This window comes from Streptomyces drozdowiczii (assembly GCF_026167665.1).
GTDB lineage: Bacteria > Actinomycetota > Actinomycetes > Streptomycetales > Streptomycetaceae > Streptomyces > Streptomyces drozdowiczii_A.
On the sequence record NZ_CP098740.1, the window covers coordinates 1,722,126 to 1,742,768 of the forward strand.

Annotated in this window: 18 protein-coding genes and 2 pseudogenes; 10 read left to right on the forward strand and 10 right to left on the reverse strand. The window is 71.5% G+C overall.

The window, feature by feature from the left end; genetic code table 11:
• Nucleotides 1–49: 49 nt before the first annotated feature.
• The 6 genes and pseudogenes from hflX to miaA all read right to left on the reverse strand — a co-directional run bounded on the left by hflX (nucleotide 50) and on the right by miaA (nucleotide 8,004).
• Complete coding sequence (gene hflX, locus NEH16_RS07515; protein WP_265540385.1) at nucleotides 50–1,570, reverse strand: GTPase HflX; 1,521 nt, start codon at nucleotides 1,568–1,570, stop codon at nucleotides 50–52.
• A gap of 142 nt (nucleotides 1,571–1,712) precedes the next feature.
• On the reverse strand, nucleotides 1,713–3,167 hold the full coding sequence (locus tag NEH16_RS07520) for a M1 family metallopeptidase (RefSeq protein WP_265540387.1): 1,455 nt from the start codon (nucleotides 3,165–3,167) through the stop codon (nucleotides 1,713–1,715).
• A 116-nt stretch (nucleotides 3,168–3,283) separates the two neighbouring features.
• Nucleotides 3,284–5,400, reverse strand: a pseudogene (locus NEH16_RS07525) (RelA/SpoT family protein).
• Nucleotides 5,401–5,540: 140 nt separating this feature from the next.
• Complete coding sequence (dapF, locus tag NEH16_RS07530) at nucleotides 5,541–6,413, reverse strand: diaminopimelate epimerase (RefSeq protein ID WP_265540389.1); 873 nt, start codon at nucleotides 6,411–6,413, stop codon at nucleotides 5,541–5,543.
• Nucleotides 6,414–6,508: 95 nt separating this feature from the next.
• Nucleotides 6,509–6,961 carry a hypothetical protein gene (locus NEH16_RS07535; protein WP_073967397.1) on the reverse strand — a complete coding sequence of 151 codons (453 nt, stop codon included), beginning with the start codon at nucleotides 6,959–6,961 and terminating at the stop codon, nucleotides 6,509–6,511.
• Between the two features lie 104 nt (nucleotides 6,962–7,065).
• Complete coding sequence (gene miaA / locus NEH16_RS07540; protein WP_265540391.1) at nucleotides 7,066–8,004, reverse strand: tRNA (adenosine(37)-N6)-dimethylallyltransferase MiaA; 939 nt, start codon at nucleotides 8,002–8,004, stop codon at nucleotides 7,066–7,068.
• Between the two features lie 145 nt (nucleotides 8,005–8,149).
• On the opposite strand from miaA, the gene NEH16_RS07545 reads away from it, so the two are divergent.
• Nucleotides 8,150–8,395 (forward strand): antitoxin, encoded by a 246-nt coding sequence (locus NEH16_RS07545; RefSeq protein WP_265540393.1) that lies wholly within the window; start codon nucleotides 8,150–8,152, stop codon nucleotides 8,393–8,395.
• Between the two features lie 63 nt (nucleotides 8,396–8,458).
• On the opposite strand, the pseudogene NEH16_RS07550 reads toward NEH16_RS07545, so the two are convergent.
• A pseudogene (locus NEH16_RS07550) lies at nucleotides 8,459–9,171 on the reverse strand (class III extradiol dioxygenase subunit B-like domain-containing protein).
• An 87-nt stretch (nucleotides 9,172–9,258) separates the two neighbouring features.
• Nucleotides 9,259–10,779, reverse strand: a complete 1,521-nt coding sequence (gene miaB / locus NEH16_RS07555; protein WP_265540395.1) for a tRNA (N6-isopentenyl adenosine(37)-C2)-methylthiotransferase MiaB — start codon at nucleotides 10,777–10,779, stop codon at nucleotides 9,259–9,261.
• Nucleotides 10,780–10,878: 99 nt separating this feature from the next.
• Between miaB and NEH16_RS07560 the strand changes: the two genes are divergently transcribed.
• A complete protein-coding gene (locus NEH16_RS07560) occupies nucleotides 10,879–11,877 on the forward strand; it encodes a TAXI family TRAP transporter solute-binding subunit (protein WP_265540397.1) in 999 nt (332 codons plus the stop codon).
• A gap of 7 nt (nucleotides 11,878–11,884) precedes the next feature.
• Here the strand turns inward: NEH16_RS07560 and NEH16_RS07565 are convergent, their stop codons facing one another.
• Nucleotides 11,885–13,279, reverse strand: a complete 1,395-nt coding sequence (locus tag NEH16_RS07565) for a sensor histidine kinase (protein ID WP_073967391.1) — start codon at nucleotides 13,277–13,279, stop codon at nucleotides 11,885–11,887.
• A 15-nt stretch (nucleotides 13,280–13,294) separates the two neighbouring features.
• The gene (locus tag NEH16_RS07570; RefSeq protein WP_265540399.1) at nucleotides 13,295–13,987 is read right to left on the reverse strand and encodes a response regulator transcription factor; all 693 of its coding nucleotides are present in this window, start codon (nucleotides 13,985–13,987) and stop codon (nucleotides 13,295–13,297) included.
• Nucleotides 13,988–14,313: 326 nt separating this feature from the next.
• On the opposite strand from NEH16_RS07570, the gene NEH16_RS07575 reads away from it, so the two are divergent.
• The 8 genes from NEH16_RS07575 to NEH16_RS07605 all read left to right on the forward strand — a co-directional run bounded on the left by NEH16_RS07575 (nucleotide 14,314) and on the right by NEH16_RS07605 (nucleotide 20,626).
• Nucleotides 14,314–15,102, forward strand: coding sequence for an amino acid ABC transporter ATP-binding protein (locus NEH16_RS07575; protein WP_265540401.1), 789 nt, complete (start codon nucleotides 14,314–14,316; stop codon nucleotides 15,100–15,102).
• A 69-nt stretch (nucleotides 15,103–15,171) separates the two neighbouring features.
• Nucleotides 15,172–16,014 carry a glutamate ABC transporter substrate-binding protein gene (locus NEH16_RS07580; protein WP_073967389.1) on the forward strand — a complete coding sequence of 281 codons (843 nt, stop codon included), beginning with the start codon at nucleotides 15,172–15,174 and terminating at the stop codon, nucleotides 16,012–16,014.
• Between the two features lie 75 nt (nucleotides 16,015–16,089).
• Nucleotides 16,090–16,755, forward strand: coding sequence for an amino acid ABC transporter permease (locus NEH16_RS07585; RefSeq protein WP_073967674.1), 666 nt, complete (start codon nucleotides 16,090–16,092; stop codon nucleotides 16,753–16,755).
• Nucleotides 16,752–17,663 carry an amino acid ABC transporter permease gene (locus NEH16_RS07590; protein ID WP_265540404.1) on the forward strand — a complete coding sequence of 304 codons (912 nt, stop codon included), beginning with the start codon at nucleotides 16,752–16,754 and terminating at the stop codon, nucleotides 17,661–17,663. The genes NEH16_RS07585 and NEH16_RS07590 overlap by 4 nt, the downstream gene beginning before the upstream one ends.
• Before the next feature lie 221 nt (nucleotides 17,664–17,884).
• Entirely contained in the window at nucleotides 17,885–19,501 is a 1,617-nt protein-coding gene (locus NEH16_RS07595; protein ID WP_265540406.1) for an FAD-dependent monooxygenase, read from the forward strand.
• A 32-nt stretch (nucleotides 19,502–19,533) separates the two neighbouring features.
• Nucleotides 19,534–19,620, forward strand: coding sequence for a putative leader peptide (locus NEH16_RS33650; RefSeq protein ID WP_311307652.1), 87 nt, complete (start codon nucleotides 19,534–19,536; stop codon nucleotides 19,618–19,620).
• A gap of 74 nt (nucleotides 19,621–19,694) precedes the next feature.
• Complete coding sequence (locus NEH16_RS07600; protein WP_265540408.1) at nucleotides 19,695–20,240, forward strand: cysteine dioxygenase; 546 nt, start codon at nucleotides 19,695–19,697, stop codon at nucleotides 20,238–20,240.
• Complete coding sequence (locus tag NEH16_RS07605; protein ID WP_265540410.1) at nucleotides 20,237–20,626, forward strand: rhodanese-like domain-containing protein; 390 nt, start codon at nucleotides 20,237–20,239, stop codon at nucleotides 20,624–20,626. The genes NEH16_RS07600 and NEH16_RS07605 overlap by 4 nt, the downstream gene beginning before the upstream one ends.
• The last annotated feature ends 17 nt before the right edge of the window (nucleotides 20,627–20,643 follow it).

Genomic DNA, 20,643 nt, shown 5'->3' on the forward strand with positions numbered 1-20,643 from the left:
TCCCCTCGCGAGGGGACGGGCCTTCCGGTCGTTCCGGGTGCGGTACGGCTCAGTGCACGGCGGGGACGAACGAGGCCAGCTCCGCGGCCAGCTCCTCGTTGACCCGCGCCTTGATCAGCGTGCCCTCCGAGGTGTGCTCCTCGGAGACCACTTCGCCCTCGGCGTGCACCCGGGAGACGAGTCCGCCCTGGGTGTACGGCACGAGTACCTCGACCGCGACCGACGGGTGGGGCAGCTCGCTGTCGATCAGCGCGAGCAGCTCGTCGATGCCGGCTCCGGTGCGGGCGGAGACCGCGATGGCGTGCTTCTCGTTGCGCAGGAGGCGCTGGAGGACCAGCGGGTCCGCCGCGTCCGCCTTGTTGACCACGACGATCTCGGGCACGTCCGTCGCGCCGACCTCGCGGATCACCTCGCGCACCGCGGCGAGCTGCTCCTCCGGCACCGGGTGCGCGCCGTCCACCACATGCAGGATGAGGTCGGAGTCGCCGACCTCCTCCATGGTGGAGCGGAACGCCTCGACCAGGTGGTGCGGCAGATGCCGGACGAACCCGACGGTGTCGGCGAGCGTGTAGACCCGGCCGCTCGGCGTCTCGGCCCGGCGCACGGTCGGGTCGAGGGTGGCGAACAGGGCGTTCTCCACCAGCACTCCCGCCCCGGTCAGGCGATTGAGCAGCGAGGACTTGCCGGCGTTGGTGTAGCCGGCGATGGCGACCGAGGGCACCTTGTTGCGCCGGCGTTCCTGGCGCTTGAGGTCACGGCCGGTCTTCATCTCCGCGATCTCCCGGCGCATCTTCGCCATCTTCTCGCGGATACGGCGCCGGTCGGTCTCGATCTTGGTCTCACCGGGACCACGGGTCGCCATGCCGCCACCGCCGCTGGTACCGCCACCGCCCATCTGACGGGAGAGCGACTGGCCCCAGCCGCGGAGCCTGGGCAGCATGTACTGCATCTGCGCCAGGGAGACCTGCGCCTTGCCCTCTCGGGACTTGGCGTGCTGGGCGAAGATGTCGAGGATCAGGGCGGTCCGGTCGACCACCTTGACCTTGACGACGTCTTCGAGGTGGATCAGCTGGCCCGGGGACAGCTCACCGTCGCAGACGACGGTGTCGGCCCCGGTCTCGACGACGAGGTCACGCAGTTGCAGCGCCTTGCCGGAACCGATGTACGTGGCCGGGTCGGGCTTGTCGCGGCGCTGGAAGACGGCGTCGAGCACCAGCGCTCCGGCCGTCTCGGCGAGGGCCGCCAGCTCGGCGAGCGAATTCTCCGCGTCCTGCACGGTGCCCGAGGTCCAGACACCGACGAGCACCACGCGCTCCAGGCGGAGCTGTCGGTACTCGACCTCGGTGACGTCCTCGAGCTCGGTGGAGAGGCCGGCCACACGCCGCAGCGCGGCGCGCTCCGAACGGTCGAGCTGGTCGCCGTCCCGCTCTCCGTCGATCTCGAAGCTCCAGGCGACGTCCTCTTCCATCAGGGCGTCGGCCCGCAGGCCCTCGGTGAGGCTCTCGGTCGCGTTCTCCGTGGCACTCTGCGCGTTGTGCGCGTCCTGGGGAAGGGAAGAAGAGGAGGTCATTGGATCCTTACGTCGATAGAAGTGGTTGCATCAGTCACAACGCGTGACCTGTGCGGAAGATTCCCGGGCAGGAATTCCTCCGCTCCGGCCGCCTCGGCGACCCGTCGATAGTGGCACGGCGGGCGCGGGGCGTCACCCGGGTTTACGAGGCGGCCGGCGCGGTGCTCCGCCAGTCCGGGTGCCCCGGCATGGGCGGTGTCTTCGTCCCGTACAGCCAGCCGTCGAAGAAGGCGGTCAGATCGCGCCCCGCCACCTGCGAGGCGAGCCGGACGAAGTCGGCCGTGGCCGCGTTGGAGTCGCGGTGCTTGTGGACCCAGAGCCGTTCCAGCCGGTCGAAGGCGCCGTGGCCGATCTCCTGGCGCAGCGCGTACAGGACGAGGGCGCTGCCGTCGTAGACGACGGGCCGGAAGAGGCTGATCTTCTGACCGGGCTTCGGGGCCGCGGGCCGGGCGGGCGGCCCGCCGGCGGCCCGCCAGGTGTCCGAGCGGATGTAGGCGTTCCGCATGCGTGCCTCCAGCGGGGCGTCCATGTGGTCCTCGGTGTACCGCGCCTCGTACCAGGTGGCGTGCCCCTCGTTCAGCCAGAGGTCGGACCAGGACTGCGGGGAGACGCTGTCGCCGAACCACTGGTGGGCCAGTTCGTGGACCATGACCGACTCGACGTACCACGCGGGGAAGCGCGTATCGGTGAACAGGCGCTTCTCGAAGAGGGACAGGGTCTGGGTCTCCAGCTCGAATCCGGTCTCGGTGTCGGCGACGAGGATTCCGTAGTTCTCGAAGGGGTAGCGCCCGACCTGCTTCTCCATCCACTCCAGCTGGGCGGGGGTCCTCTTCAGCCAGGTCTCCACTCGGTCGCGGTCGGCGGTCGGTACGACATCGCGCACGGGCAGTCCGTGCGGTCCGGTGCGCCGCACCACGGTCGAGGCGCCGATGCTGACCTGGGCCAGTTCGGTCGCCATGGGGTGCTCGGTGCGGTAGGTCCAGGTGGTGCTGTCGCCGTTGCGGCTGCGGCCGGTGGGGACGCCGTTGGCGACGACGGTCCTGTCGTTCGGCGCGGTGACGCGGAAGGTGAAGTACGCCTTGTCGGCGGGGTGGTCGTTGCTGGGGAAGACCCGGTGTCCCGCGTCGGCCTGGTTGGCCATGGCGAGCCCGTCGGCGGTGCGGACCCAGCCGCCGCTGTCCTGTTCGCCGGTGGGGTCGCTGGTGTGGCGGACGGTGATGCGCAGCGGCACTCCGGCCGGGATGCGGCCCGCCGGCCGTACGACGAGGTCCTCGCCCGCGGTCTCGAAGCCGGCGCGCAGCCCGTTGACGGCGACGGAGCGGACGGTGCCCCGGGTGAAGTCGAGGTTGATCCGGTCCAGCGGCTCGGTCGTCCGTGCGTCGATGGTGGTGACGGCGTCCAGCGGCTCGTCGTTGCGGCCTTTGTAGGTGAGGCCGATGTCGTACGCGAGCACGTCGTACCCGGGGTTGCCGAGGTGCGGGAAGAGCGGGTCGCCGATGCCGAGGGGCACCGGGTCGGCGGGCAGGGTGGCGGCGACGAGGGCGGCCGACGCGGCGGCCAGCACGGCGGCCCGCGAGCGGCGGGAGAGGAACGGCATGGACTACGGCTATCAGCGCCGCCCCGCCGGACGGGCGCGGCGCGCGCCGCGCCACCCGAATGAGAACGCGGTTGACGGCCCGGTACCGGAGAGAGCGCGTTCGACCGCCCGCTGCCTCAGAGCGCCCCGGCCGGATGCTGGGCGCGGCTCACGTCGTACACGCCGGGCACCTCGCGCATCGCCCGCATCAGCGCGGGCAGACCGGCCGCGTCCGGGAGCCGCAGCGTGTAGGTGTGCCGTACGCGCTGTTCGCTCGGGGGCTCGACGGTCGCGGAGATCACCGCGGCGTCGGCCCCCGCGATCGCCTCGGTGAGGTCGGCCAGGAGGCGGGGGCGGCCGAACGATTCGGCGACCAGCGTCACCCGGCACGCCTGCTCCTCGCCCCAGCTCACCGCGACCGGGGTCCGGCCGACCGCCTCCATGCGGGCCACGGCGGGGCACTCCAGCCGGTGCACGGTGACGGCGGCGCCGCCGCGTACGGGGATGCCGGTGACCTCGTCGGGGGCACGGGCGTACAGCAGCCGGCGAGCCGTACCGCGGCGTCCGGCCGTTCGGCCACGGCGGTCGCGGTGCGGGCGCGGGCGGTCCGGGGCACCGAGGGCGGGACCGGCTGCGGGTCCGGGTCGGCCGGTTCGCCGGGCCGGCCGGTCTCCGCCGGCTGCGGGTGGGCGTCGAGCCAGCCGGTGATGGCGATGCGGGCGGCGGGCGTGCGCACATGGTCGAGCCAGTCCGGCGAGGGGCCGGACGCGGGATCCTCGGCCAGCAGCGGCTGCACGGTGTCGCCGTCCTTCAGCACGGTGCTCAGCGTGGCCAGCCGGCCGTTCACCCGGGCCCCGATACAGGCGTGGGCGGCGTCGCCGTGCTGGGCGTAGGCCGCGTCGACACAGCTGGCGCCGGCGGGCAGGCCGAGCGTGCCGCCGTCCGTGCGGAAGACGGTGATCTCGCGGTCCTGGGCGAGGTCGGCGCGCAGGGTGGTCCAGAAGGTGTCGGGGTCGGGCGCGGACTGCTGCCACTGGAGGAGGCGGGAGAGCCAGCCGGGGCGGGTGGGGTCGGCGCGTTCGCCGTCGTCGGCCGGTTCGGCGGTCTGGGGGGCGCCCTCGGAGGCGTACGGGTTGCCGAGGGCGACGACGCCGGCCTCGGCGACCTTGTGCATGCGGTGCGTGCGGATGAGGATCTCGGCCACCTCGCCGTCCGGGCCGACCACCGCGGTGTGCAGCGACTGGTACAGGTTGAACTTGGGGGCGGCGATGAAGTCCTTGAACTCGGAGATCACCGGGGTGAAGCAGGTGTGCAGCTCGCCGAGGACGGCGTAGCAGTCGGCGTCCTCACCGACGAGCACCAGGACCCGTCCGAAGTCGCTGCCGCGCAGTTCGCCGCGTTTGATCCGGACGCGGTGGACCGAGACGAAGTGGCGGGGCCTGACCAGCACCTCCGCGGAGATGCCGGCCTCGCGGAGCACCGAGGCCACGTTCCCCGCCATGGCACCGAGCGGGTCGGGGCCGTCCGCCGCCTCGGTGATCAGCGCTTCGGTGCGGGCGTACTCCTCGGGATGCAGGATGGCGAAGACCAGGTCCTCCAGCTCGGTCTTGAGCGCCTGGACACCGAGCCGTTCGGCGAGGGGGATCAGCACGTCGCGGGTGACCTTGGCGATCCTGGCCTGTTTCTCGGGCCGCATCACGCCGAGGGTGCGCATGTTGTGCAGCCGGTCGGCGAGCTTGATCGACATGACGCGGACGTCGTCCCCGGTGGCGACCAGCATCTTGCGGAAGGTCTCGGGTTCGGCGGCGGCCCCGTAGTCGACCTTTTCGAGTTTGGTGACGCCGTCGACGAGGTAGCAGACCTCCTCGCCGAACTCCTCCCGCACCTGGTCGAGGGTCACCTCGGTGTCCTCGACGGTGTCGTGGAGCAGGGACGCGGTCAGTGTGGTGGTCTCGGCGCCCAGCTCGGCGAGGATGAGGGTGACGGCGAGCGGATGGGTGATGAAGGGCTCACCGCTCTTGCGCATCTGCCCCCGGTGCGAGGTCTCGGCGAGCAGATAGGCGCGCTGGAGGACCGAGAGGTCGGCGTCGGGATGGTGGACCCGGTGCACCTCGGCGACATGCGCGATGGCGTCCGGGAGCCGGTCGCGGGAGACCGGACCGAAGAGCGCGGCTCTGCCGAGCCGGCGGAGGTCGATCCGGGGACGGCCCCGCCTGCGGATGGGAGCACCTGGGCTGGTGGCCTCTGCACTCATGGGGGCACCTCCGGCGACGTCGACCGGCGGTGGGGAGGCGCGGCGCGCCTCCGGGCCGGTGCTTGATGCTACCGAGCCCACCACGCGGCGGAGTCCCGCTCTCGCCCAGCGTGAAACGGATCACCCATTCGAGCGAAGCGTTACTCGTTCGGCGTTTCGAGCCACGCCGGATCGATCATGCCCTCGGCGACGATGACGGCCGGTCCGGTCATGTCGATCCCGCTGTCGGGGTGCTCCGTGATGGCGAGGCTGCCGCCGGGGAGGTCGACGGTGTACGTGACGGGCTCGCCGGTCCTCGCGGGGTCGGCCTGGTCCCGGCGGGCGGCCGCGACGGCCACCGCGCAGGCTCCGGTGCCGCAGGAGCGGGTTTCGCCGGAGCCGCGCTCGTGGACCCGCATGGCGACGTGGCGGGGGCCCCGGTCCACGACGAACTCGATGTTGACGCCTTCGGGGTAGACGGCGGCCGGGGCGAAGGACGGCTCGGTGAGCAGATCGCCGGCGTGGGCCAGGTCGTCCACGAACGCGACGGCGTGGGGGTTGCCCATGTTGACGTTGCGGGCGTCCCAGGCCCGGCCGCCCACGGTGACGGTGACGCCGTCGGCGGGGAGCAGGGCGCGCCCCATGGAGACGGTGACGTCGCCGTTCTTGGCGAGGTGGACCTTCTTGACGCCGCCCCGGGTCGCGACCGCGAGGTCGCCCGGCTCGACCAGGCCGGCGCGCTCGAGGTAGCGGGCGAAGACCCGTACGCCGTTGCCGCACATCTCGGCAACAGAGCCGTCGGAGTTGCGGTAGTCCATGAACCACTCGGCGTCCTCGGCCATCGCCTTCGCCTCGGGGTGCGCGGCGGAGCGCACGACGTGCAGCAGGCCGTCGCCGCCGATGCCGGCGCGGCGGTCGCAGAGCCGGGCGACGACGGAGGCGGGCAGGTCGAGGGCGTTCTCCGGGTCGGGAACGATCACGAAGTCGTTCTCGGTGCCGTGGCCCTTGAGGAAGGCGATCTGCGAGGTGGTCACGGGACAACTGTACGAGGCGGCACCGACAGCCGGAAAACGGTCCGCCGCGCGGACGGGCCCCGGGGGGGCGCTCCTCGGCCCACGGCCCCGGCCGGTCAGCGCAGCCGGGCCACGCGCCAGACGGCGAGCGCGACGAGCACAGCGCAGACCCCGGCGTAGAGCGCGATCACGCGCCAGTCCGGGCGCTGCGGCGAGCCCTTGGAGGGCAGACCGGGCCAGGCGTAGCCGACGCGGCGGGCGGCCATCATGGACCATCCGGCGGCGCAGCAGCTGATCAGGAGGCCCAGCATGGCGACGACCGCGCCGCCGTCGCCGAACTCGAAGGCCAGCGGGAAGGCGAACATCAGCGAGCCCACCGCGGCGAGCATGACGATGGGCGCGAGCTGCCAGATGCGCAGCCGGCGGGCGGGCCGCAGCTCGACCTCGACCTCGGGGGTCACTTCGAGCTCGTCGGGCCCGTCCGGGCTGAGGCCGTCCGCCTCACGCCCGGCGCCCGCTGCGCCGCTTTCCGGTGCGTCTTGTTCCGTGTCGCGAGGGCCGGCCTCCATCGCCACGCGCCCTCCCAACTCGGACTCCAGTCGATCGATGCTCGATGATGGCACGCCCGCGGTCGCCGAAATGACGGGCGGGGCGTCCCGATGCCATGACGTGATCAGGCTGTAACCGCTCGTTCGACCAACGCCAGCGCCTGGCTGGGGAGTTCCCCGCAGTGCTCGACGGCGCCACTGAGCCATTGGACGCGCGGGTCGCGGCGGAACCAGGAGTCCTGACGGCGCGCGAAGCGTTTGGTGGCGCGCACGGTCTCGGCGCGCGCCTCGTCCTCGGTGCACTCGCCGGCGAGCGCGGACAGCACCTGCTGGTAGCCCAGGGCCCGCGAGGCGGTACGCCCTTCGCGCAGCCCCTCCGCCTCCAGGGCGCGCACCTCGTCCACGAGGCCCGCCTCCCACATGCGGTCGACGCGCAGGGCGATGCGCTCGTCGAGTTCGGGGCGCTCCACGTCGACGCCGATCTGGACGGCGTCGTAGACCGCGTCGTCGCCGGGGAGGTTCGCGGTGAACGGCTTGCCGGTGATCTCGATGACCTCCAGGGCGCGCACGATGCGGCGGCCGTTGCTCGGGAGGATCGCCCGGCCGGCCTCCGGGTCGGCGGCGGCGAGCCGGGCGTGCAGTGCTCCGGAGCCGTGCTCGTCCAGCTCCGCCTCCAGTGCGGCCCGCACGCCGGGGTCCGTACCGGGGAACTCCAGGGCGTCGATCGCGCCCTTCACGTACAGGCCGGAGCCGCCGACCAGGATCGGGGTGCGGTCCTCGGCGAGGAGCCGGTCGATCTCGGCGCGGGCGAGGCGCTGGTACTCGGCGACGCTGGCGGTCTCGGTGACGTCCCAGATGTCCAGCAGCCGGTGCGGTACGGCGGCACGCTCGGCGAGCGTCAGCTTGGCGGTGCCGATGTCCATCCCCCGGTAGAGCTGCATGGAGTCGGCGTTGATCACTTCGCCGCCGAGCTGCTGGGCGAGGTACACGCCCAGGTCGGACTTTCCTGCTGCGGTGGGGCCGACGACGGTGATGACCCGAGGTGTGGGAGCTGAGCTTGTCACCGGCTCAGTCTCCCTCAAACCCGCGCCGAGTATCCCGAATGAGGGAAGCCCGGGCGGGGAAGGTGACGCGACAGTGCGGTCTTCCCCGTACAGTGGTTGTACATATGGGTTATTTCTCACAGTTTCCGAGCGGAGAAGGTGCCCGATGGGCTTCATGGACAATGTGAAGGCGAAGCTGGCCCCGGCCAAGGAGAAGGTCAGCGACCTCGCGCAGCAGCACGGGGACAAGATCGACCAGGGGCTCGAGAAGGCCGCCCGGACGGTGGACGAGAAGACCAAGGGCAAGTACAGCGACAAGATCGTGACGGGCCGGCAGAAGGCCAAGGACGCGGTGGACAAGCTGGCGAACAAGGACGGCGGCACGCCCCCGCCGCCCCCGCCGGCAGCCTGACCGGACGCGTGGAGGGCCCCGGAGCGGTCACCGCTCCGGGGCCCTCCACGCGTCCGTGTGCCGTCAGGACCAGCTGGCGACCAGGTAGCCGACACCGTACGGCGCGTCCTCGTACAGCAGCCGCCCGGCCAGACCCGCTCCCTCGGCCGCGCCCGCCAGCACCTGCCAGGGCGCGCGCCCCGCGGCCTTGAGCTGGTACGCGAGTGCCTCGTCCAGTGCGGCCAGCGCCTCCGGGTCGGCGGTGCCCAGCGCCCGTGCGGCCTCCGCGTCGAAGGCTGCCGCGCGCTCGTCCAGATAGCCCGGGGCCTTCACCGTGCGGCAGGCGCTGCCGTCGCCCATCACCAACAGGGCGACCCGGTCGGCCCGGCGGGCCAGCTCCCGCCCGGTCTCCGTGCAGCGCGCGGTCTCCAGCGGCTCGCCCACGCCCAAGCCCTCGACGGGGGCGTCGGCCCATCCCGTACGGGCGAGGAGCCAGGCGCCCACCGCGAGCGAGGGCGGGAGGGGCGGGCGTCGCGCGTTCCCCGGTCCCGGCCGAGCCGAACCTCCAGGTCGACGCCGAATTCCCGGAATCCGCCGACGGCCCCCTCGGGGTGGGTGCCGCGCCCGGCGGGCTCGGCCGGGCCGATCACTACGAGCAGGTCGGGCCGGGAGGCGGCGAGGACGCCCAGGGCGTCGGTGCAGGCCGTCCGGGCGGCGTCCAGCTCGGGTGCGGCACCGGCGGCCACGTCGGGGACGAGCAGCGGCGGACAGGGGCAGACAGCGGCGGCGACAAGCATGGTCGGCAGCGTACTGCGGTCCCTGTGCCGGGCCGACCGGGCGGCCCGGGCGGGCGGCGCTTCCGGCCCCGGCCCCCTCCCCGTACCTCAGTCGCAGCCGCAGCCCGGGGCCGCCGTCGCGGGCAGGGGGGCCGGGGCACCGATGCCGGGCAGGCCGAGCATGACGCCGGCCGGCTTGGCGGCCGGGGCGGCGTTCCGCTTCTCCCAGGCGTCGCCCGAGCGGGTCCGGCGCACGGCGACCGGGGTGCCCTCGGCGAGCAGGTGGTGCGGGGCGGCGTAGGTGATCTCGACGGTCACCACGTCGCCGGGGCGGACGTCCTGGTCCGGCTTGGTGAAGTGGACCAGGCGGTTGTCGGGGGCGCGGCCGGAGAGCCGGTGGGTGGCGCCGTCCTTGCGGCCCTCGCCCTCGGCGACCATGACCTCCAGGGTGCGGCCGACCTGCTTCTTGTTCTCCTCCCAGGAGATGGCCTCCTGGAGGGCGGAGAGGCGCATGTAGCGCTCCTGGACGATCTCCTTGGGGATCTGGCCGTCCATGTCGGCGGCGGGGGTGCCGGGCCGCTTGGAGTACTGGAAGGTGAAGGCGTTCGCGAAGCGCGCCTCGCGGACCGCGTGCATGGTCTGCTCGAAGTCCTCCTCGGTCTCGCCGGGGAAGCCGACGATGATGTCGGTGGAGATCGCGGCGTCGGGCATCGCGGCCCGCACCTTCTCGATGATGCCGAGGAAGCGTTCCTGCCGGTAGGAGCGGCGCATCGCCTTGAGGACCTGGTCCGAGCCGGACTGCATCGGCATGTGCAGCTGCGGCATCACGTTCGGCGTCTCGGCCATGGCGGCGATGACGTCGTCGGTGAAGTCGCGCGGGTGCGGCGAGGTGAAGCGGACGCGCTCCAGGCCCTCGATCTTCCCGCAGGCGCGCAGCAGCTTGGAGAACGCCTCGCGGTCGCCGATGTCGGAGCCGTACGCGTTGACGTTCTGGCCGAGCAGGGTGATCTCGGAGACGCCCTCGGCGACCAGGGCCTCGATCTCGGCGAGGATGTCGCCGGTGCGGCGGTCCTTCTCCTTCCCGCGCAGGGCCGGAACGATGCAGAACGTGCAGGTGTTGTTGCAGCCCACGGAGATGGAGACCCACGCGGCGTAGGCGGACTCGCGGCGGGTGGGCAGCGTGGAGGGGAAGGCTTCCAGGGATTCCGCGATCTCGACCTGCGCCTCCTCCTGGACGCGGGCGCGCTCCAGCAGTACGGGCAGCTTGCCGATGTTGTGCGTGCCGAAGACGACGTCGACCCAGGGCGCCCGCTGGACGATGGTGTCCCGGTCCTTCTGGGCGAGGCAGCCGCCGACGGCGATCTGCATGCCGGGGCGCCTGGTCTTCATCGGGGCGAGCCGGCCGAGGTTGCCGTAGAGCTTGTTGTCGGCGTTCTCGCGGACCGCGCAGGTATTGAAGACGACGACGTCGGCGTCGCCGTCGGAGCCCTCGGGCGCGCGCACGTAGCCGGCGTCCTCCAGGAGCCCCGACAAGCGCTCGGAGTCGTGGACGTTCATCTGGCACCCGTAGGTGCGCACCTCATAGCTTTTTCTGACGTCCACTGCTTCGCTCCGGTTGCCGCTGCTCATGTGACAAGGGTAGGTGGTGTCCGGGCGCTCTCCGTCTCGGGCGGGCGATCCGACGGCGCCCCTGGCCACGGCCGGGATCGACCTGGCAGGATCGCCGCCATGCTCCCGGCCCTGTCCCGAATCGGCCGGCGTCGCTCCCTGCGGGCGGGCGCCGCCCTCGCCGTCGTGCTCGGGCTGCTGCTCTGGTGGCTGCTCCCGCTCGGCGACCCGGCGCCCACCGGCACCCTGTCGTTCAGTACGGGGGTGCCCAGCGGCGTCTACCAGCGTTACGGGGAGCGGCTGAAGGGGGCCCTGGCCAAGGATCTGCCCGATGTGTCGATAAATCTTCAGACGAGCGAGGGCTCGCAGCAGAACCTGGCCAGGGTCGCGGCGGGCGAGGCGGACTTCACCATCGCCACCACCGACGCCGTCGCCACCTATCTGCGCGCCCGCAAGCCCGGCTACCAGCGGCTGCGCGGCTGCGTCCGGCTGTACGACGACTACATACAGCTGGTCGTGAAGCGGGACTCGGACATCGACAGCGTGGCCGATCTGCGCAGCCGCAAGGTCGCGGTGGGGCAGCCGGGGTCCGGAGTGAAGCTGGTCGCGGACCGGCTGATGACGGCCGCCGGGCTCGACCCGGTCCATGATGTGACGCCGTTGCCGGTGGGCATCGACACGATGCCGGAGCTCCTGGAGGATGGCACGCTCGACGCGTTCTTCTGGTCGGGCGGGCTGCCGACGGCGGCGGTGACCGATCTGTCGGAGCGGTTCCCGATCCGGCTGGTCCCGCTGGAGGAGCCGCTGATCAAGCAGCTCCAGGCGGCGGGCGGCTCCACCCGCTACTACCGGTCGGCCGTGATACCCGCCGACGCGTACCGCAACGCGCAGCAGGGCCAGGCGGTGCCCACGGTGGCGGTCGCCAATGTGCTGGTCACGACGGACCGCACGGACGCGGCGATGACCGAGGCGTTCACGAGGACCGTGATCGACAGCCGCGACCGCATCGGTCACGCGGTGCATTCGGCGCAGCTGGTGGACCTGCGGACGGCCATCTACACGGATCCGCTCCCGCTGCACGAAGGGGCGAAGCGCTACTACCGCTCGGTCAAGCCGTAGCGCCTCTTCAGCCCTTCGGGTCGTGGCGCGGCACGGAGACCGTGACGCTGAGCCCGCACGGCTCCTTGCGCGCGTACGAGAGCGAGCCGCCGCCCGCCGCCAGGAGCGCCTGGGAGATGGAGAGGCCGAGGCCCGAGCCCTGGACGTTCTGGTGCTGGGAGCTGCGCCAGAAGCGGTCGCCGACCCGTTTCAGCTCCTGGTCGGTGAGGCCGGGGCCGCCGTCCGCGACGACCACCGTGACGTCCTGGCCGCCGGAGGCGACGGTGACGCGGACCTCCTCGCCGGGGGGCGTGAATTTGAGGGCGTTGTCGACGATGGCGTCGAGGGCGCTGGACAGGGCGATGGGGTCCGCCCAGGCGGTGACGGCGGGCGGTCCGTCGGCTACGAGCCGTACGCCCTTCTCCTCGGCCACCGGCCGCCAGGACGCGACGCGTTCGGCGGTGAGGGCGCCGATGTCCGTGAGCTGGAGGTCGCTCTCGGCGTGCTCGGCGAGCGCGAGGTCGAGGAGGTCGTCCAGGACCTGGCCGAGGCGGCGGCCCTCGGTGCGCACGGAGGCGATCTCCTCGTTGCCCTCGGGCAGTTCGAGGGCGAGCAGTTCGATGCGCAGGAGCAGGGCGGCCAGCGGGTTGCGCAGCTGGTGGGAGGCGTCGGCGACGAAGGCGCGCTGTTGCTCCAGCACGTCCTCGACGTTGTCGGCCATCTCGTTGAACGAGCGGGCCAGCCGCCTGAGTTCCGGGGGCCCGCCGGACGCGGCGACCCGGGAGCGCATCCGGCCGCTGGCGATGTCGTGGGCCGCGGCGTCCAGGGTCTTGACCGGCAGCAGGACCCAGCCGGTGAGCCGGATCGCGGCGCCGACGGCGACCAGCATCGCGACCGCCTCGCCCGCCGCGATCAGCAGCCAGCCCCGGATCGTGCCGCCGCGCATCTGACCGGTGGGCGAGTCGATGACGACGACGGCGATGACGTCGCCGTCGCGTACGACCGGGGAGGCGACGACCACGCGGCCGTTCTGCCAGGGCCAGACCTGCGGCGGGTCGTGGCTGCGGCGGCCGAGCAGCGCCTCGTTGAACGCGGCGCGCCCCTCCCCCTCGACGGGCAGCCGCCAGGCGCCCGGGGCCTTCGCCATGGCGGAGTCGTCGCGGTAGAAGACACCGGCACGGATCCCGTACAACGAGTTGTACGTTTCCAGCTCGGTCTGGAGGGTACGGCGCCGTTCGTCGTAGCCGCGGGTGCGCTCGGTGATGAACTGGGCGAGGGCGGCGAAGCGCGCGGTGTCGTCGATGCGGTCGATCACGACGCGCTGCTGTTCGGCGGCGGCGACGCTCACGGCGAGCGGGAAGCCGAGGGCGAGCAGGACACTCGCCATCAGGATGATGAGCAGCGGGAGCAGCCGGGTGCGCACCGGGGACGTCCGCCTTTACGCGGACGGGGAGACGAGGCGGTAGCCGACCCCGCGTACCGTCTCGATCAGGGCGGGCAGCCGCAGCTTGGAACGGAGCGAGGCGACGTGCACCTCCAGCGTGCGGCCCGTTCCCTCCCAGCTGGTGCGCCACACCTCGCTGATGATCTGTTCCCGGCGGAAGACCACACCGGGTCGCTGGGCGAGCAGCGCGAGCAGGTCGAACTCCTTGCGGGTGAGCTGCACTTCCGTGCCGTCCACGCTGACCCGGCGGGTGGGCAGCTCGATGCTGACGTGCCCGAGGCGCAGCGCCGCGACGGGCGTGGAGACGGTGTCCTCGTTGCTCACCTTCCGCCGGCTGACGGCGTGGATACGGGCCAGCAGCTCCCCTGTGTCGTACGGCTTGGTCACGTAGTCGTCGGCGCCGAGGTTGAGCCCGTGGATGCGGGAGCGTACGTCGGCACGGGCGGTGACCATGATCACCGGCACGGAACTGCGCTTGCGGATCTTGCCGCACACCTCGTAGCCGTCCTGGTCGGGGAGACCGAGGTCGAGGAGCACGACACCGAAGGGCTCGGTGTCGGTGGGCAGGAGCGCCTGAAGAGCCTCGTCCCCGCTGCGGGCGTGGACGACCTGGAAGCCGTGCCGGGCGAGGATCGCGGACAGGGCGGCGGCGACGTGGTTGTCGTCCTCGACGAGCAGCAGTCTCATGGCCCCCTCTGGCAGTGGCGTGTGTCGGTGGTCGGTCCGTACGGTCGTGTGCGCCCCCGGTCACTTCCCCGTTCCGGGGTGTTTCACGTAGGGGTGTACCAGGGAATCCACGCCGATGCGCGGGGGACAGTCAAGGGCCTGCCCGTTGTATCCGGGTTTCCGTTATGCACCCGGTACGGCCGGTACGACCGGCGTGACGTCCCGTTCACGCGGAGTGTCCGGTTGCCGCCGGATCGTTATGCTCAATTTCCGCTCAGATGTAATGACGTTCGTAGCACTGCGTCACTAGGGTCCTTCCCAACCGAGGAGGACGGAGCAAGAAGCCGATGAGCGGAGTTTCAGTGACCAAGGGCGCCGAGGACGCTGCACCCGCGCCCGCCGGCGATCTGGTTGTGCTGAGCAACGTCAACAAGCACTTCGGCGCGCTGCATGTGCTCCAGGACATCGACCTGACGATCGCCCGCGGCGAGGTCGTGGTCGTCATCGGGCCGTCCGGGTCCGGTAAGTCCACGCTGTGCCGCACGATCAACCGCTTGGAGACGATCGACTCGGGCGCGATCACGATCGACGGGAAGCCGCTGCCCGCGGAGGGCAAGGAGCTGGCGCGGCTGCGTGCCGACGTCGGCATGGTCTTCCAGTCGTTCAACCTCTTCGCCCACAAGACGGTCCTGGAAAACGTGATGCTCGGCCAGCTGAAGGTCCGCAAGGCGGACAAGAAGGCGGCCGAGGACAAGGCGCGTTCGCTGCTCGACCGGGTGGGCGTCGGAACCCAGGCCGACAAGTACCCCTCCCAGCTGTCCGGCGGTCAGCAGCAGCGCGTCGCGATCGCCCGGGCCCTGGCGATGGACCCGAAGGTCATGCTCTTCGACGAGCCGACCTCCGCGCTCGACCCGGAGATGATCAACGAGGTGCTGGAAGTCATGCAGCAGCTCGCCCGCGAGGGCATGACCATGGTCGTCGTCACCCACGAGATGGGCTTCGCGCGCTCTGCGGCGAACCGGGTCGTCTTCATGGCGGACGGAAAGATCGTCGAAGAGGCCACGCCCGACCAGTTCTTCAGCAACCCGCGCAGTGACCGGGCCAAGGACTTCCTGTCGAAGATCCTTCACCACTGATGGAGCCTTCAGCACCGGCTTCCGTATCTGCTGATCACTCACATCACGTCAATTCTAGGGAATCTCACCATGCAGCTTCGTAAGGTCACCGCCGCCTCGGCCGCCGTGCTCGCCCTCGCCCTCACCGCTACCGCCTGTGGTTCCGACGACAAGGACGACTCGGCCGGTTCGGGTGGCGGCAAGAAGATCACCATCGGCATCAAGATCGACCAGCCCGGTATCGGCCTGAAGACCCCGGACGGGAAGTACACCGGCTTCGACGTCGACGTCGCCACGTACGTCGCCAAGGAGCTCGGCTACGACGCCAAGAACATCGAGTTCAAGGAGACGAAGAGCGCCGACCGCGAGACGGCGATCTCGCGCGGTGACGTCAAGTTCATCGTCGCCTCCTACTCGATCAACGACGAGCGCCTGCAGAAGGTCGACTTCGCCGGCCCGTACCTCCTCGCCCACCAGGACATCCTGGTTCGCGCCGACGACAGCACGATCAAGTCGCCCGAGGACCTGAACAACAAGAAGCTCTGCTCGGTCACCGGCTCGACCTCGGCGCAGAACGTCAAGGACAAGCTGGCCCCGAAGGCGCAGCTGCAGGAGTACGGCGGCTACTCCGAGTGCCTGACCGGCCTGGAGAACAAGGCCGTCGACGCGCTGACCACGGATGACAGCATCCTGGCCGGCTACGCCTCGCAGGACGCCAACAAGGGCAAGTTCAAGCTGGCCGGCTTCAAGATGACCAACGAGAACTACGGCATCGGCCTCAAGAAGGGCGACGCCGACCTCAAGAAGAAGATCAACGACGCGCTGACCAAGATGGTCAAGGACGGTTCGTGGGACAAGGCGGTCGAGGCCAACTTCGGTCCGGCCGGCTACAAGAACGAGCCCGCCCCGAAGATCGGCAACGTCGTCAAGTGAAGCAGGGTTGGCCGGGCGCGCCGCCGCTGAACGGCGGCGCGCCGCGCCCTCCTACACGTGGAAGCACGGGAGATCGTGTTCGACTTTCTTGATGGTTATGACCTGTTGGGAGCCTTCTGGGTCACGGTGAAGCTCACCGTGTTCTCCGCCCTCGGCTCCCTCATATGGGGAACGCTGCTGGCCGGCATGAGGGTCAGCCCGGTCCCCCTGATGCGCGGTTTCGCGACCGCGTACGTGAACGTGGTCCGGAACATTCCGCTGACCGTGATCATCATGTTCGCCTCGCTGGGCCTGTATTCGACGCTCAACATCGCCCTCGGCGCCACCGACATCAAGGTCGTCAACTTCCGGCTCGCGGTGCTCGCCTTCATCGTCTACACCGCGTCGTTCGTGTGCGAGGCCCTGCGTTCGGGCATCAACACGGTGCCCGTCGGCCAGGCGGAGGCGGCCCGGGCACTCGGGCTCAGCTTCAGCCAGGTGCTGCGGCTGATCGTGCTCCCGCAGGCGTTCCGGTCCGTGGTCAACCCCCTGTCCAACGTGCTCATCGCGTTGACGAAGAACACCACCGTCGCTTCGGCGATCGGTGTGGCGGAAGCCTCGTATCTGATGAAGGGGATGATCGAGAACGAGGCGCAGCTGCTGCTGATCTCGGGCGTCTTCGCCCTCGGCTTCGTGATCCTGACCCTTCCGACCGGCCTCGTCCTCGGATGGGTGGCCAAGAAGGTGGCGGTGAAGCGATGAGCTCCGTCCTGTACGACGCCCAGGGGCCCCGCGCCAAGCGGCGCAACATCCTGTACACCGCCCTCTTCGTGCTGGCCGCCGCGGCGGTGCTGTGGTGGGTGTACAAGGGCCTCGACGAGAAGCACCAGCTCGACTGGGTCAAGTGGAAGCCGTTCTTCGCCGACACCCAGGCGTGGGAGACGTTCATCTGGCCGGGGTTCCAGAACACGATCAAGGCGGCGTTCTTCGCCCTGATCATCGCGCTGCCGCTGGGCGCGCTCTTCGGGATCGGGCGGCTCTCGGACCACCGCTGGGTGCGTGTTCCGGGCGGGGTGGTCGTGGAGTTCTTCCGCGCCATTCCCGTACTGCTCCTGATGATCATCGCCAACCAGGCGTACTCCGAGTACACCGAGCTCGACCCCGACACGCGTCTGCTGTACGCCGTGGTGACGGGCCTCGTGCTCTACAACGCCTCGGTGCTCGCCGAAATCGTGCGGGCCGGCATCCTGACGCTGCCGCGCGGGCAGACGGACGCGGCCAAGGCGATCGGCATGCGCAAGGGCCAGACGATGGTCTTCGTGCTGCTGCCGCAGGCGGTCACCGCGATGCTGCCGGCCATCGTCAGCCAGCTCGTGGTGATCGTGAAGGACACCGCTCTCGGTGGCGCTGTGCTCGCCTTCCCGGAGCTGCTCGCGTCGGTCCGCCCGATGTCCGCCAACTACGGTTCCAACACCATCGCCTGCTTCACGATCGTCGCGGTGGTCTACCTCGCGCTGAACTTCGCCCTGACGTCCTTCGCGAGCTGGCTGGAGCGGTGGCTCCGGCGCGGGAAGAAGAGCACGGGCGCGGTCGTGGGCACCGGACCGGGGGGCGAACTGGAGACGATCGGTGCGCCGTCGCTCAACGTGGACGACGGACGCGCCGTCTGACGGCTCGCCGTACGACGCCCGCGAGGGGCGGTGGCACACCTGCCACCGCCCCTCGCCGCGTTCCGGCGTCGCTTGACGCAAGCACCGGCAGTAGGTTGCATACGTTCTGTGATCGCGCACCGAGTCCCCGACGCCGCAGCACCCCCTTCGACGCCCGCGCACCTTCCGTTCCGTTGCACCGGACCGTTCCGTTCCGCCGCGCTTCCGACGGGGGACGCACCGTGGACCCGGTGATCGTCGTCGGTGCCGGGCCGGTCGGCCTGGCGCTCTCGCTCGCCCTCGCCGCGCAGGGCGTGCCGTCCGTGCTGCTCGACGAGGATCCCGACAACGACGAGACACGCCCCGCCCGTACGGTCGTGCTGCGCGAGGACACCGCGGCCTTCCTGGAGCGGCTGGGCTGCAAGGCGCTGCGGGACGAGGGACTGCGCTGGTCCGGCTGGCGTTCGGTGCGGCGCAGGCAGCTGGTGCGCGAGCTGCCGCTCGTCGAGGACCCGGTCCCGGGCAGCGGTGTGCCCGCCGCCCCCGTGCACGTACCGCAGCACGCGCTCGTACGGGGCCTGCGGGACGCGGTGGCCGCGCAGGAGCTGGTGCAGACCGCCGGGCCCAGCCGGATCGACACCCTGGAGCAGGACCCGGCCGGGGTCACCGTGCACACCAGGGAGCCCGGATCGACCTGGTGGCGCGGGAGTTACCTGGTCGGCTGCGACGGCGCCCGGTCCACCGTACGCAAACTCCTGGACATCCGGTTTCCCGGGCGTACGGCGGTGGAACGGCACGCCGTGGCCGCGCTGCGCGCCGAGCTGCCCCGGCCCGGCGAGGCCGTGCTGCACCGGTCGCCGCCCTGGCGCACCGGTGGCGCCGAGGTCACCGCGCGCCCGCTGCCCGACGACGTGTGGCGGCTGGACTGGCTGCTGCCCGCGCGCGGCGAACTGGTCACCCCGGACGCGCTCGTCACCCGGGTCCGGGACACCCTGGCCGGCTGGTGCGGCGAGACACCCCCGTACGAGCTGCTGGACACCGGGGTCTACACGCTGCACCACCGGCTGGCCCGGCGGTGGCGGGTGAAGCGGTCCTTCCTCGCCGGGGACGCCGCCCATCTGCTCGGCGCCCTCGGCACCCAGGGGCTCGACGAGGGCCTGCGGGACGCGGAGAACCTGGCCTGGAAGCTGGCTCTGGCCTGGCACCACGGGGCGTCCGACGCGCTCCTCGACAGCTACCAGGCCGAACGCCGGGCCGCCGTCGCCGCACGGCTGCGCGCCGCCGACCAGTCGCTGCCGATACTGCGGGGCGGCGGAGGTTTGCGGACGCTCGTACCGGGGAGCGCACGGGGGCACGACACCCTGCTGATGGACGGGCATCTGGGCTGCGGCCCCCTCGGTGCGCCCCCTTCCTACGCGCTGTCCCCCCTCGCGCCCGCGCGCGGCGAGGCGCACAGCTCCGTGGGCACGCCCCCCGGTGCGCCGGTGGCCGACCTACGGGTCACGGCGCCGGACGGCACCCCGGTGCGGCTGCGGGAGCGGCTGGGGCAGGGGCAGCTGCTCGTGGTGCTGGTGGCGCCCGGAACTGGAGTATGGGACCGGCGCCACTGGATGCGCGCCGGAGTGATGCCCCGGCTGGTGGAGGCCGTCGCGGCGCTGCCGGTGAAGGCCGAACTGCTGGTGGCCGAGAGCTATCCGGGGGCCTCCGCGCACACGGTTCTGCTGGTCAGGCCGGACGGGCACCTCGTGGAGGCGTTCGGCGGGGTGCGTCCGGCCGAGCTGTTCGCGGCGGCGGACGCGGCACGCGGCGGCGCGGCCCGGGCGTCGGTGCGTGCCGACAGGACCGCGAACGTCAATTGACCCTCGCGGGCGCGCATGGTCTACTCCCGGTCATGACCGACACCGATGTGCGCCTGTGGCGGAGGGTCCATATGGACCTGCTCCGCTATGCGGGCTGCGTGTGTCGCCCGTCCTGCTGAATCGCCTTCACCTGCCCTCGCCGTGCGCTGTGCCGTACGGCGGGGCGTCCGCGCGAACTCTCAGGACGGTCTCCGTGTCTGCCTCTCCCTTCCCCACCGCACCCGTGCCCACGCGCACGTCCGCGCCGGCTCCGACCGCCGCGGAACTGCTCGACTTCGTCCGCCGCACCGCCGAGGACACCGCACTCATCGCCTCCCTTCCCCTCGACCCCGAGGGCCGAACCTGGATCCGGCTGGACGGTCCCGGTGGCAGCGAGGCATGGCTGATCGGCTGGCCGCCCGGTACCGGCACCGGGTGGCACGACCACGCCGACTCGATCGGCGCCTTCCTCACCGCGGCCGGCACGCTCAGGGAGCACTCCCTCGCGGCCCGGCTGCCCACCGACGGCTGGAAGACCCTGGAACTGGCGGAGGACATCGACCGCACCCGGGAGCTGACGCCCGGCCGGGGCAGGGCCTTCGGCCGCCATCACGTCCACGAGGTGCTGAACGAGTCCCCCACGGAGCACGCCGTCTCCGTCCACGCGTACTACCCGCCGCTGCCGCGCATCCGCCGCTACAGCCGCACCGGCGCGGTGCTGCGCCTGGAGCAGACCGAGGGACCGGAGGACTGGCAGTGAGCGACGAGCCCGTCGGGATCGACGAGTTGCTGGAGCGGGTCAGGGCCGGTTACGAACGGCTCGGCCCGCGGGAAGCGTGGGCGGCGGCCTCCGAGGGCGCCCTGCTCGTGGACATCCGCTACGCGGAGCTGCGCGAGCGGGACGGACTGATCCCGGGGGCGCTGGTCATCGAGCGCAACGAGCTGGAATGGCGGCTGGACCCGCGGGGAAGCCACCGGGTCCCGGAGGCGGTGGACCACGGCCTGCGGGTGGTGGTGATCTGCAACGAGGGTTACGCGTCGAGTCTGGCGGCCGAGTCGCTGCACCGGCTCGGCCTGTACCGCGCGACGGACCTGGTGGGCGGCTTCCAGGCGTGGCGCGCGGCGGGGCTCCCGGTCGAGACGTGAGACGAGGGGGCGGCCCG

What these genes read in the sequence shown, in the direction of transcription:
- NEH16_RS07520 (WP_265540387.1), bottom strand. Translation starts at nt 3,167, where the DNA reads ATGCCGTTCCTCTCCCGCCGCTCGCGGGCCGCCGTGCTGGCCGCCGCG.
- NEH16_RS07545 (WP_265540393.1), top strand. Translation starts at nt 8,150, where the DNA reads ATGGGCTTCATGGACAATGTGAAGGCGAAGCTGGCCCCGGCCAAGGAG.
- NEH16_RS07570 (WP_265540399.1), bottom strand. Translation starts at nt 13,987, where the DNA reads ATGAGACTGCTGCTCGTCGAGGACGACAACCACGTCGCCGCCGCCCTG.
- miaB (WP_265540395.1), bottom strand. Translation starts at nt 10,779, where the DNA reads ATGAGCAGCGGCAACCGGAGCGAAGCAGTGGACGTCAGAAAAAGCTAT.
- NEH16_RS07535 (WP_073967397.1), bottom strand. Translation starts at nt 6,961, where the DNA reads ATGGAGGCCGGCCCTCGCGACACGGAACAAGACGCACCGGAAAGCGGC.
- NEH16_RS07575 (WP_265540401.1), top strand. Translation starts at nt 14,314, where the DNA reads ATGAGCGGAGTTTCAGTGACCAAGGGCGCCGAGGACGCTGCACCCGCG.
- NEH16_RS07590 (WP_265540404.1), top strand. Translation starts at nt 16,752, where the DNA reads ATGAGCTCCGTCCTGTACGACGCCCAGGGGCCCCGCGCCAAGCGGCGC.
- NEH16_RS33650 (WP_311307652.1), top strand. Translation starts at nt 19,534, where the DNA reads ATGACCGACACCGATGTGCGCCTGTGGCGGAGGGTCCATATGGACCTG.
- NEH16_RS07580 (WP_073967389.1), top strand. Translation starts at nt 15,172, where the DNA reads ATGCAGCTTCGTAAGGTCACCGCCGCCTCGGCCGCCGTGCTCGCCCTC.
- NEH16_RS07560 (WP_265540397.1), top strand. Translation starts at nt 10,879, where the DNA reads ATGCTCCCGGCCCTGTCCCGAATCGGCCGGCGTCGCTCCCTGCGGGCG.
- hflX (WP_265540385.1), bottom strand. Translation starts at nt 1,570, where the DNA reads ATGACCTCCTCTTCTTCCCTTCCCCAGGACGCGCACAACGCGCAGAGT.